Source organism: Achromobacter ruhlandii (genome assembly GCF_902859695.1).
GTDB lineage: Bacteria > Pseudomonadota > Gammaproteobacteria > Burkholderiales > Burkholderiaceae_B > Achromobacter > Achromobacter ruhlandii.
In genome coordinates this window covers 50,101-62,617 of sequence record NZ_CADIJL010000016.1, presented here as the reverse complement: position 1 = coordinate 62,617, position 12,517 = coordinate 50,101, and the positions used below count along the sequence as shown (strand labels likewise).

13 protein-coding genes are annotated in these 12,517 nt (G+C 66.8%); 12 read left to right on the top strand and 1 reads right to left on the bottom strand.

Features of this window, described 5'->3' with window-relative positions; genetic code table 11:
• Positions 1 to 4: 4 nt before the first annotated feature.
• The 4 genes from HV742_RS19360 to HV742_RS19345 all read left to right on the top strand — a co-directional run bounded on the left by HV742_RS19360 (position 5) and on the right by HV742_RS19345 (position 4,911).
• Positions 5 to 1,345, top strand: a complete 1,341-nt coding sequence (locus HV742_RS19360; RefSeq protein WP_054417801.1) for an extracellular solute-binding protein — start codon at positions 5 to 7, stop codon at positions 1,343 to 1,345.
• 211 nt (positions 1,346 to 1,556) lie between these two features.
• Positions 1,557 to 1,997: a TrbG/VirB9 family P-type conjugative transfer protein gene (locus tag HV742_RS19355; RefSeq protein WP_059269732.1), complete on the top strand. Its 441-nt coding sequence runs from the start codon at positions 1,557 to 1,559 to the stop codon at positions 1,995 to 1,997.
• A 33-nt stretch (positions 1,998 to 2,030) separates the two neighbouring features.
• The gene (gene alaS, locus HV742_RS19350; protein WP_049075208.1) at positions 2,031 to 4,655 is read left to right on the top strand and encodes an alanine--tRNA ligase; all 2,625 of its coding nucleotides are present in this window, start codon (positions 2,031 to 2,033) and stop codon (positions 4,653 to 4,655) included.
• Positions 4,642 to 4,911 (top strand): sulfurtransferase TusA family protein, encoded by a 270-nt coding sequence (locus HV742_RS19345; protein WP_026383462.1) that lies wholly within the window; start codon positions 4,642 to 4,644, stop codon positions 4,909 to 4,911. The genes alaS and HV742_RS19345 overlap by 14 nt, the downstream gene beginning before the upstream one ends.
• Positions 4,912 to 4,996: 85 nt before the next feature.
• Here the strand turns inward: HV742_RS19345 and HV742_RS19340 are convergent, their stop codons facing one another.
• On the bottom strand, positions 4,997 to 5,578 hold the full coding sequence (locus tag HV742_RS19340; RefSeq protein WP_175146166.1) for a hypothetical protein: 582 nt from the start codon (positions 5,576 to 5,578) through the stop codon (positions 4,997 to 4,999).
• 493 nt (positions 5,579 to 6,071) lie between these two features.
• Between HV742_RS19340 and rpsP the strand changes: the two genes are divergently transcribed.
• The 8 genes from rpsP (at position 6,072) to HV742_RS19300 (ending at position 12,473) form a co-directional block, all read left to right on the top strand.
• Complete coding sequence (rpsP, locus tag HV742_RS19335; RefSeq protein ID WP_006387841.1) at positions 6,072 to 6,332, top strand: 30S ribosomal protein S16; 261 nt, start codon at positions 6,072 to 6,074, stop codon at positions 6,330 to 6,332.
• A gap of 67 nt (positions 6,333 to 6,399) precedes the next feature.
• Positions 6,400 to 7,017 carry a ribosome maturation factor RimM gene (gene rimM / locus HV742_RS19330; protein WP_175146165.1) on the top strand — a complete coding sequence of 206 codons (618 nt, stop codon included), beginning with the start codon at positions 6,400 to 6,402 and terminating at the stop codon, positions 7,015 to 7,017.
• Positions 7,017 to 7,835, top strand: a complete 819-nt coding sequence (gene trmD, locus HV742_RS19325; RefSeq protein WP_059269734.1) for a tRNA (guanosine(37)-N1)-methyltransferase TrmD — start codon at positions 7,017 to 7,019, stop codon at positions 7,833 to 7,835. Before rimM ends, trmD begins: the two co-directional genes overlap by 1 nt.
• 320 nt (positions 7,836 to 8,155) lie before the next feature.
• The gene (locus HV742_RS19320; protein WP_049075201.1) at positions 8,156 to 8,818 is read left to right on the top strand and encodes a helix-turn-helix domain-containing protein; all 663 of its coding nucleotides are present in this window, start codon (positions 8,156 to 8,158) and stop codon (positions 8,816 to 8,818) included.
• A gap of 102 nt (positions 8,819 to 8,920) precedes the next feature.
• Positions 8,921 to 9,673 carry an ABC transporter substrate-binding protein gene (locus HV742_RS19315; RefSeq protein WP_024068344.1) on the top strand — a complete coding sequence of 251 codons (753 nt, stop codon included), beginning with the start codon at positions 8,921 to 8,923 and terminating at the stop codon, positions 9,671 to 9,673.
• 119 nt (positions 9,674 to 9,792) lie between these two features.
• Positions 9,793 to 10,446, top strand: coding sequence for an amino acid ABC transporter permease (locus HV742_RS19310; RefSeq protein ID WP_006393967.1), 654 nt, complete (start codon positions 9,793 to 9,795; stop codon positions 10,444 to 10,446).
• Positions 10,443 to 11,174, top strand: coding sequence for an amino acid ABC transporter ATP-binding protein (locus HV742_RS19305; protein ID WP_049075199.1), 732 nt, complete (start codon positions 10,443 to 10,445; stop codon positions 11,172 to 11,174). Before HV742_RS19310 ends, HV742_RS19305 begins: the two co-directional genes overlap by 4 nt.
• A 9-nt stretch (positions 11,175 to 11,183) precedes the next feature.
• The gene (locus tag HV742_RS19300) at positions 11,184 to 12,473 is read left to right on the top strand and encodes an NAD(P)/FAD-dependent oxidoreductase (RefSeq protein ID WP_175146164.1); all 1,290 of its coding nucleotides are present in this window, start codon (positions 11,184 to 11,186) and stop codon (positions 12,471 to 12,473) included.
• The last annotated feature ends 44 nt before the right edge of the window (positions 12,474 to 12,517 follow it).

Below are 12,517 nucleotides of genomic sequence, written 5' to 3'. Positions count from 1 at the left end.
ACCTATGAAGAAATTGCAATTGGCGGGCATTGCCCGCGCGATGTTCGCCAGCCGGCGCACATGGGTCTTTGGCGCCGCCATGGCGGTCGCGGGCGCGGTCCATGCCGCTCCCGTGGAAATCCAGGTCTGGCACACGCTGCCGGACGCCAACAAGGCCGAGTTCGAAAAGCTCGCCAAGCAGTACAACAAGGAGCAGGACCAGGTCAAAGTGACCCTGCGCGCCTTCCCGACGCAGGCGCAACTGCAACAGGAGGCCGCCGCCGCGGTCAAGGCCAAGAAGGCCCCCAACCTGGTGCAACTGAACGACAATCACTCGCCGGAAGTCGTGGCCGAACACAAGGCCATCCTGCCGATGTACGAATTGCTGGCCAAGTATCCGATCAAGGACCTGAACTGGTTCGTGCCGGCCACCAGCAGCTTCATCCGCGACGGCAAGGGCCGCCTGCTGGCCTTCCCGTGGATGGCCGAAGTGCCGGTGATGTTCTACAACACCGCCGCCTACAAGAAGGCCGGCCTCGACCCCAACAAGCCCGCCCGCACCTGGACCGGCCTGCAGGCCGAGTTGCTGAAGCTGCGTGACGTGGCTGACCTCGACTGTCCCTACGCCTCCAGCGACCAGGTTTCGATTCACCTGGAAAACCTGGCGCCGGTGAACAACCAGCAATACACCAGCAACAACAACGGCCTGGATGCGGTCACCAAGAAGAGCGCGGCGCCGGCGATGCAGTTCGACACGCTCTACATGCGTCACATCTCGCTGATGGTCAGCTGGAAGCGTTCGCTGCTGTTCATGGCGCACACTGCCGACAACAGCGCCGACAAGCTGTTCGCCAAGGGCGAATGCGCGGTGCTGACCGGCAACTCGGGTTCGTTCGGCCAGTTCCTGAACACCAAGTCGCTGTCGTTCGGCGTGGCGCCGCTGCCTTACTACGACCAGGTCACCCAGAACGGCGGCCAGCCGTTCGTGAGCGGCTCGGCCCTGTGGGCGCTCGAAGGCCGTCCCAAGGATGAGGAAAAGGCCACGGCGCAGTTCCTGGCCTGGCTGTCCAAGCCCGTCATCGCGGCGGAATGGCACCAGCGCACTGGCTACCTGCCGCTGACCGAAGCCGCGTTCCGCGCCTCGGATGTGTCGTTCTACAAGAGCATCCCCGGCGCGCAAGCCGTGGTGGCCTCGATGAGCGCTCGCCCGGTCGCCAACAGCCGCGGTTTCCGCATGGCCAACTACGACCGCATCGAGCCGGTGTTCAACCAGCAGCTCAACGACGCGCTGGAAGGCAAGACGCCGCCGGTGTCGGCGCTGAACAACGCCGCCAACCAGGCGCGTTCCATCGCCACGCAGCGTTAAGACAGTCCGCCGGCGGCGCCCGCGCGCCGTTTGACAGCCGTCCGCAAGCCCGGTTTCCGAACCGGGCTTTTTTTCGGGCCACGCCCATGCCATCGGACGGGATATATCGGTCCATGCGTACATGCCGGTCTGTCGTTGCCGCCGGCTTGGGCTCACCATGCCTGGCGTGATGCGATCCGCTCCCGGGTCGCCGTTTCAGGCAGGGTGGAGCATGTTCAGAATCCTTTTTTTCGCCGGCGCGCTGTCGAGCCTGGCCGCTTGCGCGTGGTCGCCCGCCGGCACTCCGATGGCGCGGCCGGGCTGGCGGGCATCGGCCATCGCCGCGCCCGGGTTCCACTTCGATTGGCTGCTGTCCGGCGATCCCGCCGTGGCGCCGATGCAGGTGTTCGACGACGGCCGCGAGACCTGGCTGCAGTTCGCGCCTGGCCAGGCGCTGCCCGCCATCCTGGGCGTGGCGGCCGACGGCGAGCGCGTCCTGCCCCTTGCGCACCGCGATCCGTACGTGGTGGTGGCGGGTCGCTGGCAGGCCCTGGTATTCCGTGGCGGCAGGCTGGCGGCCCAGGCGCGCCGCGCCTCGCCAGGGGGCGGTTTGGACGAGGCGGGACGCGCTGGGGTGGCCCCCAGGGTGCAAGCGGGCGACAACCCTCTATAATCAACGATTCGCCTAAATCCTGCTTCATCCACGATGAAATCCTCCGAGATTCGCCAGCAGTTCCTGCAATTCTTCAAGTCCAAGGGACACACCATCGTTCCTTCGTCGTCGCTCGTGCCGGGCAACGATCCGACCCTGCTTTTCACCAATTCGGGCATGGTCCAGTTCAAGGACGTCTTCACGGGCAAGGAATCGCGGTCGTACACGCGTGCCACGTCGTCGCAGCGCAGCGTGCGCGCCGGCGGCAAGCACAACGACCTGGAGAACGTGGGCTACACCGCCCGCCACCACACGTTCTTCGAAATGCTGGGCAATTTCAGCTTCGGCGACTACTTCAAGCGCGACGCCATCCAGTACGCCTGGGAACTGCTGACGCAGGTCTACAAGCTGCCGGCCGAGAAGCTCTGGGTCACCGTCTACCAGGAAGACGACGAGGCCTATGACATCTGGGCCAAGGAAGTCGGCGTGCCGGCCGAGCGCATTATCCGCATCGGCGACAACAAGGGCGCGCGCTACGCGTCGGACAACTTCTGGCAGATGGCCGACACCGGTCCCTGCGGCCCGTGCTCGGAAATCTTCTACGACCACGGCCCCGAGATCTGGGGCGGCCCCCCGGGATCGCCCGAGGAAGACGGCGACCGCTACATCGAGATCTGGAACCTGGTGTTCATGCAGTTCGAGCGCGACGCCGCCGGCAACATGCCGCGCCTGCCGCGTCCCTGTGTCGATACCGGCATGGGCCTGGAGCGCATCGCGGCCGTGCTGCAGCACGTCCACTCCAACTACGAAATCGACCTGTTCCAGAACCTGATCGCCGCCGCCGCGCGCGAAACCGGCGTCAAGGACCTGGCGAACAATTCGCTCAAGGTCATCGCCGACCACATCCGCGCCTGCTCGTTCCTGATCGTCGACGGCGTCATCCCCAGCAACGAAGGCCGTGGCTACGTGCTGCGCCGCATCGTCCGCCGCGCGCTGCGCCACGGCTACAAGCTGGGCCAGACCAAGCCGTTCTTCCACCGCCTGGTGCCCGACCTGGTCGCCGAGATGGGCGAAGCCTATCCCGAGCTGGCCGCCACCGCCGAGCGCGTGGCCCAGGTGCTCAAGCAGGAAGAAGAGCGCTTCGGCGAAACGCTGGAACACGGCATGCGCATCCTTGACGGCGCGCTGGCCAACGTGCCCAAGGGCGGCCAGCTGGATGGCACCACGCTGTTCACGCTGTACGACACCTACGGCTTCCCGGTAGACCTGACCGCCGACATCTGCCGCGAACGCGAAGTCGACGTCGACATGGCCGGCTTCGAGGTCGCCATGGAGCGCCAGCGCGACCAGGCGCGCGCCGCCGGCAAGTTCAAGATGGCCGAAGGCCTGAGCTACGAAGGCGCGGAAACGCGTTTCGAAGGCTACGAAAAGCTCGAACTCGACAACGTCAAGGTCACGGCCCTGTACGTCGACGGCACCCAGGTACAGCAGGTGCAGGCCGGCCAGAGCGCCGTGGTGGTGCTGGATGCCACCCCGTTCTACGCCGAGTCCGGCGGCCAGGTCGGTGACACCGGCCTGCTCGAAGCGGTCGGCGTGCGTTTCGCCGTGGGCGACACGCTCAAGATCCAGTCCGGCGTGTTCGGCCATCACGGCACGCTGGAAGAGGGCAAGCTGGCGGTGGGCGACACCGTGCTGGCGCGCGTGGACGCGGTGCGCCGCGCCCGCACCGTGCGCAACCACTCGGCCACCCATTTGATGCACAAGGCCCTGCGCCAGGTGCTGGGCGCGCATGTGCAGCAGCGCGGCTCGCTGGTCGACCCCGACAAGACCCGTTTCGACTTCGCGCAGGACGCGCCCCTGACGGCCGAGCAGATCGCCCGCGTCGAGGCCATCGTCAACGCCGAGATCCTCGCCAACCAGCCCACCGTGGCCCAGGTCATGGCCTACGACGACGCCGTCAAGGGCGGCGCCATGGCGCTGTTCGGCGAAAAGTACGGTGACACCGTGCGCGTGCTCGACATCGGTTTCTCGCGCGAACTGTGCGGCGGCACCCACGTCAGCCGCACCGGCGACATCGGCCTGTTCAAGATCGTGTCCGAAGGCGGCGTGGCCGCCGGCGTGCGCCGTATCGAGGCCATCACGGGCGACAACGCCCTGGCCTGGGTGCAGAACCAGAGCGCCTTGCTGGCCCAGGTGGCCGGCATGCTGCGCAGCACGCCCGCCGACCTGCCGGCCCGCATCGCGCAGGTGCAGGACCAGGTCAAGCAGCTCGAGAAAGACCTGGAACAATCGCGCAGCAAGCTCGCCGCCAGCGCCGGCAATGACCTGGCCAGCTCCGCGGCCGTCGAGGTCAAGGGCATCAAGCTGCTGGCCGCCAGCATCGGCGACGTCGATCCCAAGGCCCTGCGCGGCATGGTCGACAACCTGAAGGACCGCCTCAAGCCCGCCGTGGTGCTGCTGGCCACCGGCTCGGCCGACGGCAAAATCAGCGTCGTCGGCGGCGTCACGGCCGACCTGACCAACCGCATCAAGGCCGGCGACCTGGTGGGCTTCGTCGCCAGCCAGGTGGGCGGCAAGGGCGGCGGCCGTCCGGACATGGCCATGGGTGGCGGCACCGATCTGGCGGCGCTGCCCGCCGCGATCGCCAGCGTGCAGAAGTGGGTCGATGAGCGCCTCTGACATGGACAACGCGTCCGGCGCGCCGGCGCCGTCGTTCGACCAGGAAGTGGATGCCAGCGGCCTGACCTGCCCCTTGCCCATCCTGCGCGCCAAGAAAGCCCTGGCGCAGATGGAAAGCGGGCAGGTGCTGCGCGTCGTCACCACCGACCGCAACGCCATTCGTGACTTCCAGGCCTTCTCGCGCCAGACCGGCAACGTGCTGGTCGCGCAACACGAGGCCGATGGCCGCGGCGTGCATTTCCTGCGCCGCCGCTGATCCGGCGTTCCATGACAAAGGCCAGCCTTTACGGGCTGGCCTTTTTGTTTGGCGTGCCGTGGCGCGCGTCTGCGCGTCGCGCCGTCTATTTATGGATGGCCGCCGCCACCGCCTGCGTGATGGTGAAGTCCACCAAGTCGCCTTCCTTCAGTTTCGCCAGGCGCGCCTGCATTGCCGGGTCCTGCACCTGGATCGTGCGCAGCGCGCCTTGCGGGCCCTTCAGAGTGACAAGATTGGCGCTCTTGTTGATGTGCCAGATCTCGGCGGTGATGGTGGTCTGCCGGCCGACCGCGCCGCCTGGCTTGGCTCCCTTGGCGCTGCGCGTGCCGGCGGTCTGGGTGACCACTTCGGGAGCGCCGGAGCCGGCCGGGCGCACGTCGACGGCCACCGACTCGTAATAGTCCAGCGTCAACGAATCGCCTGGTTTGATCTGCTTGAAATTGCGCACTTCCGGGCCCGCCTGGATATCCACCACATTGCCATTGGCGCCCTGCAGGGTGATCGTGCGGGTGGCGGGATCCACCGCCGTGACCTTGCCGGTGGCGGTGGTCAGCGCGGCGCCGACCACCCGGGCCTCGGCCGCCATCGGCAGCGCCAGCATGCTCGCCAGCAAACCTGTTGCCGCCAGGCGCGCGACAGGGGTGAAGACAGTTTTACGGTTCTTCATGGTGTAGCACCCTCCGGTAGAGGAAGTTGTGGGAAAACGCTGGGGAGAAACAGGGCGCGATCAGCCCCTGCGAAAACGGGGACGTTCGCGCGGGCATGCGGTGCGTGAGAGCAGGGAAGGGCGACGCCGTTGCGGCGCGGCCGGGGGGAGCGGGCTTGAGGATGTGGCGTAGGGTGACATTCCGATCTCTCCAATCGGGGAAATGCTTCACACGCACTTGCCAAGGGCGCCGGTCGGGCGGCGCGTCCCGGATGGCAACGCCGCCGGGCGATTTTCATGCGCCCCCGCGCAGCACAGCGGCCCGTGACGGGCTACACTCTGTCTGCGGCGGGCTCCGGCCCGGATTTTGTAGAATACCCGTACGCGGTGCATATGTGGTGTTTTCGCGTATAAATCGCGCCGCGACTTCCGATGTTCAGCACCTGCATTTGCCAGCTGGCTTGTTTAAGTGCTAGAATTTCCCGTTTTTCACAACTAATTCAAGGGATTACCTATGGTGGTGATTCGCCTGGCCCGCGGTGGGTCCAAGAAGCGTCCGTTCTACAACCTGGTGGCCACCGATTCGCGTAACCGTCGCGACGGCCGTTTCATCGAGCGCGTGGGTTTCTACAACCCCGTCGGCAACGAAGGCGCGGAAAACCTGCGCATCGCGCTGGATCGCGTGCAACACTGGACCAGCAACGGCGCCCAGCTGTCGCCGGCCGTCGAGCGTCTGGTCAAGGACTACTCGGCCAAGGTTTCCGCCGCGGCTTAATGCCCGCGTCGCACGCCTGAACCCTGCTAGTTTCTAGCTACGCTGTACGAAACCGATAGCCCGATACATGTCTGATGCCGCACATTCCAACGCGGCGCCTGCGGACTTGATCGAGTTGGGCCGCATCAGTGCGGCCTACGGTGTGAAAGGCTGGGTCAAGGTGCAGCCGCATTCGGCCAATGCCGAAGTGCTGCTCTCAGCTTCTCAATGGTGGTTGACTCGCCCTGTGCCTGAATTGGCGCGGGGCGCTGTCGCGTCTGCGCCTGTCGCATACAAGGTCGTGCAAGTCCGTTCGCAGGGCGCCACCGTGGTGGCCCAGCTGGCCGGCATCGCCGACCGTGACCAGGCCGAAGCGCTGCGCGGTTATTCCGTGCAGGCGCCGCGGGGTTCCTTCCCCGCGCCCGAAGAAGACGAATACTACTGGGTCGACCTCATTGGCTGTTCGCTGTATACCACGGCGGACGGCGATGCCGCGCTCATCGGCGTGGTGGACGAGGTCCTGGATAACGGCGCTCACGCCGTCTTGAAGGTCTTGCGCCAGAAGGTCGGAGCCGACGGCCCCGAAACCTTGCTGAACGCCAAGGGAAAGCCCGCCGAAATGCTCGTTCCGTTCGTGCGCGCGCACATCCAAGCCGTCGATCTGGCCGCGCGCCGCATCGACAGCGACTGGCCCGCGAATCTCTGATGCGCATCGATGTCGTGACACTCTTTCCCGAGATGTTCGGGGTGGTGCGCGACCTGGGCGTCACCGGCCGGGCCCATGCCCAGGGCCGGTGGGCCCTGCATGCCTGGAATCCGCGAGATTTCACCAGTGATCCCCACCGTACCGTGGACGACCGCCCCTATGGCGGCGGCCCCGGCATGGTGATGATGGCGGCGCCGCTGGAGGCCGCCGTCAATGCCGCCCAGGCGGCGCGCGAGGCCCAAGGCCTGGGGCCGGCCCCGGTGGCGCTGCTCGCGCCCGTGGGCAAGCGCTACGACCAGGCCGGCGCCGAGGCGCTGGCTGCCAGCGACGGCCTGATCCTCATCTGCGGTCGCTACGAAGGGGTCGACCAGCGCTTCATCGAGCGCTGCGTCACGCATGAAATCTCGCTGGGCGACTTCGTCTTGTCCGGCGGCGAGATCGCGGCGCTGGCCGTGATCGACGCCGCGGTGCGCCTGTTGCCGGGCGTGCTGAACGATGGCGACTCCGCGCTGCAGGACTCTTTCAATGACACGCTGTCCGGCCTGCTGGACAGCCCGCATTACACGCGCCCCGAAGTCTACGAGGGCGCACCCGTGCCGGCGCCGCTGCTCAGCGGCCACCATGCCAACATCTCGCGCTGGCGCCGGGAACGTTCGCTGGCGCTGACCGTCGCGCGGCGCCCCGAGCTGATCGAGTCGGCCCGCGCCCAGGGCTGGCTGTCGCTGGCCGACGAGCGCTTCCTGGCCGAACTGGCCGGCGAGCCGTTGCCGCCGCTGCCCGCCAAGCGCCGCCGCGGATCCAAGTCCAAGGCTTCCTGAGTCGGCAGGCGCATTCCCAGGCCTTGCGCCATTACGCGCTCCTGTCGGTTTCGTGACGCGCGCATCCCTCCCGATTCTGGGCCGAGGCGCATCTTTCGGTGGCGCGCCAGGATGCGGGCATCCTGGTTTCATGCGGACGCTCCGGCCTTCATTCGTCCTCGTTCCTGCAGCCTGGCCGGCTGGCCGCCGTTCATCGCGCGGGATTCGTCCGCAAGCCTTTTCCCCTTTTCCAAGACCCGATCAGCCTAGGGATGCTCCTAGGTTGTAGTGACTCGGCTCGCTCCTTAGTATTGAAAATTACATAAAAATGAAATTTTCATATGAGCCGATCCTCTCCCGTGCCGCGTGATGCCGCCGCGCTGTCCAGGCCAGCGCTGGCGGCGGGTCGCCCTGAGTCCGCCGTCGACATGTGGCTGGGCCAGCAGTTGCGCCAATTGCGCAAGCAGCACGGCCGCTCGCTGGCGGACGTGGCGCAGGCCTGCGGCATGTCGCTGGGCCTGCTCAGCCAGATCGAGCGCGGCCTGAGCTCGGCGTCGGTCAAGACGCTGCACCAGCTGGCGCGCGAGTTCGGCGTGTCGGTCAACGCCTTGCTGCGCAACGCCGAGCACACCGAAGGCGAGGACGGCGGCCGCGTCGCCCGCGCCGGCACGCACCGCTATATCGACCTGCGCGAGAAGGGCATCGTCAAGGAGATGTACACGCCGCCGGCCTGCCGCAGCATGGACCTGTGCCGCGCCACCATCGAGCCCGGCGGCTCGACCGGCAACGAACTGTTCGTGACCGGGCAGGGCGAGCAGATCGGCGTGGTGCTCAAGGGCACGCTCGAACTCTGGGTGGGTGACCGCGTCGTGCTGCTCAAGGAGGGCGACAGTTTCTGCTATGCCAGCAGCACGCCGCGGCGCTGGCGCAATCCCGGCTCGCAGGTGACCGAAGTCATCTGGGCCATCTCGAATATCAATCAAGCCGCGGGGGATGTGACGTAACCGCCGCCTTGAGCGCGCGGGCAGTGAATCGGCGCGATGACACTGGGGATCATCCGCCGTCCGGGCACGCTCCGGAACGCTTTGCCTAGATGAGGAAATGTCATGAAATTCAAGACTCTGGTTGTCTCTGTATTCGCAGCATTGTCCACGGCCACGGCCGCGCAGGCCCAGACGGTGTTGAAGGTGGGGTCCACGCCCACCGGCAGTCCGTTCACTTTTCTTGACACCAAGACCAACTCCATCGAGGGGGTGATGGTCGATATTGTGAAAGCGGTCGGCAAGGAGGCTGGCTTCGAGGTGCAGATCGAGCCCATGGCGTTTTCGGCGCTGATCGGTTCGCTGACTTCCAAGCGCATCGACATCGTCTCGGCGGCCATGTTCATCACGCCGCAGCGCCAGCAGGTGGTGAGTTTCTCGGAGCCGGTCTATCGCTATGGCGAAGGCCTGATGGTGCTCAAGAGCGACAACAAGGAATACAAGTCATTCGCCGACATGAAGGGCATGACGGTGGGGGTGCAGGTCGGCACCGCCTTCGTCGAGCCGATCCAGAAGAGCGGCGTGTTCAAGGAGGTGAAGCTCTACGACAATCCGCCGGACATGATGCGCGACGCCAACGCCGGCCGCATCCAGGGCGGGTTCATGGACTATCCCATCGCCGCCTACATCCTGACCCAGGGCAACTATCCCAACTTGAAGATGGCGCAGTCCTACCAGCCCACCGTCATGGGCAGCCTGGGCCTGGCCACGCGCAAGGACGACACCGCCTTGCTCGAACGCATCAACAAGGCGCTGGCCAAGCTCAAGGCCGATGGCGCCATCGACCAGATCCTGAAGAAGTGGGGGCTGGGCGGCTGACGCCCGTTTGATGGCGGGCGCGGCGCCACGGCAGGTGTCCGCCCGGACTGCGCGCCCTGGCGCGCGGACCGGCCGCGACCGGGCTTCCCGGATGCGGCCCAGTTGGGGTGAATCGAGTCATGACGGAATTCTTCAAAGACGCGGCGGAATATCTGCCGATCCTGTTGCAGGGCGCCAAGCTCACCATCCTGGTGACGCTTGGGTCGCTGGTCCTGTCCACGCTGCTGGGACTGGTGTGGGCGCTGATGCGGGTCTCCGGCAACAAGTACCTGTCCAAGTTCAGCGCGGGTGTGATCAACCTGCTGCGCGGCATCCCGATCATCGTGCTGCTGTTCTACATCTACTTCGTGATGCCGGACATGGGCATCGCGCTGACGGCGGTGCAGGCGGCCATCATCGGGCTGGGCATTGCCTACTCGGCCTACCAGGCCGAGAACTTCCGCGCGGGGATTGAAGCCATCGACCGCGGCCAGATCGAAGCGGCCATGGCGATGGGCATGAGCTGGAGCATGACCATGCGCCGCGTGGTGCTGCCGCAGGCCGTCAAGATCGTGCTGCCGCCCTACGGCAACATCATGATCATGATGCTCAAGGACTCGTCGCAGGCGTCCACCATCACGGTGGCCGAGCTCGCCCTGCAGGGCAAGCTGATCGCCGTGTCGACGTTCAAGAACGCCACCGTGTTCTCGCTGGTGGCGCTGATGTACCTGGTGATGTGCGTGCCGCTGATCCTGCTGGTGCGGCATCTGGAAAAGAGGAGTGCCGCCAAATGATCGAACTCAAGGGCGTGCGCAAGAGCTTTGGGTCGCTGGAAGTGCTCAAGGGCATCGATGCCGAGGTCAGCAAGGGGGAAGTCGTGTGCGTGATCGGGCCGTCCGGCTCGGGCAAGTCCACCATCCTGCGCTGCATCAACGGGCTGGAGCGCTACAACGCCGGCCGCATCACCGTGGATGGCGAGCTGGTGGACTGCGATGCGGCGTCCATTGTTTCCATCCGCACACAGGTGGCGATGGTGTTCCAGCGCTTCAACCTGTTTCCCCATCGCACCGCGCTGGAGAACGTGGTGGAAGGGCCGATCTACGTGAAGGGCGAGCCGCGCGCGCAGGCGCTGGAGCGCGGCCGCGAACTGCTCGCCAGCGTCGGCCTGGCCGACAAGGCCGACGCCCATCCACCACAGCTGTCCGGCGGCCAGCAGCAGCGCGTGGCGATCGCGCGGGCCCTGGCCATGCAGCCCAAGGCGATCCTGTTCGACGAACCGACCTCGGCGCTCGACCCCGAACTGGTGGGCGACGTGCTGGGCGTGATGCGCAAGCTGGCCGAGGCCGGCATGACCATGGTCGTCGTGACGCACGAGATGAGCTTCGCGCGCGAGGTTGCCGACCGCGTCATGTTCTTTGACGGCGGCGTGATGGTGGAGCAGGGCGCCGCCCGTGAAGTGCTGAATCACCCGCGGCACCCGCGCACGCAGGATTTCCTGCGCCGCGTGCTGCATCCCATGTGAGGAACCATCATGTCGCAGACGCCGTTTCCACTTTCCCCGTCGCTCTGGGCCGCCACCGCGGCGCCGCCGCCGGACACGCAGCCGCTGACGCAGTCCGCGCAGGCCGACGTGCTGGTAGTGGGCGGCGGCTATGCCGGCCTGAGCACCGCGCTGCACCTGGCCGAGCAGGGCGTGCGGGTGGTGGTGCTGGAGGCGCGCGAGATCGGTTTCGGCGGTTCAGGGCGCAACGGGGGGCAGGTCATTCCGGGCCTCAAGTACGATCCCGATGCGCTGGTCTCGATGTTCGGCGGCGAGCGCGGTGAACGCCTGGTGCGCTTCGCCGGCGCCACCGCCGATTCGGTGTTCAACCTGATCGAGCGGCACGCGATGGACGTGCCGCACGTGCGCAGCGGCTGGATCCAGGGCGCCCACACCCCCGCGGCGCTGGAACTGGCGCACGCCCGCGCCGCGCAATGGGCGCGCCACGGCGCCGACGCACAGCCGCTGGACAAGGCGCAGGTGGCGCGCCTGATCGGCACCGATCGTTATCTGGGCGGCTGGATCGACCGGCGCGCGGGCGCGGTGCAGCCGCTGAGCTATGCGCGCGGCCTGGCGCGGGCCGCCCTGAATGCGGGGGCGGTGATCCATACCGACACGCCCGTCACCGGGCTCAAGCGCGACGGCGGCAAGTGGACCGCCACGACCGCCGGCGGCGCCAGCGTGACTGCCGACCGCGTGGTGATGTGCACCAACGCCTACGGCGCCGATCTGCTGCCGGGCCTGAAGACCTCGATCATCGACGCCAATACCTTCCAGGTCGCCACCGCGCCGCTGCCGGAGCGCCTGCGCGCAGGCATCTTTCCGGAAGGGCAGGTCACCTCCGATACCCGCAATTTGCTGCTCTATTTCCGGCTGGACCACCAGGGCCGCCTGCTGATGGGCGGGCGCGGGCCGTTCCGAGAGCCCAAGGGGCCGCAGGACTGGGCCCACCTGGAACGGGTGATGGTGAAGATGTTCCCGCAGGTGACCGGCACGCCGTTCGAGTACCGCTGGTGCGGCCGCGTGGCCATCACCCGCGACTATCTGCCGCACCTGCACGAGCCGCAGCCCGGCCTGCTGGTGGATATCGGCTGCCAGGGGCGCGGCGTGGGCCTGCAGACCAGCATGGGTCGCGCCATGGCGCAGTACCTCGTCAGCGGCGACGCACAGGCGCTGCCGGTGCCGCTGTCGCCGGTGAAGTCGTTCCCGCTTTATGGGCTGCGGCGCCTGTACGTCAATGCGGTGGTCACGTGGTACCGCATGACGGACGGCGGCGTGTAGGCCGGCGCCCCATCCGCGGACGCGGCAGGCATCGGCAAGATACC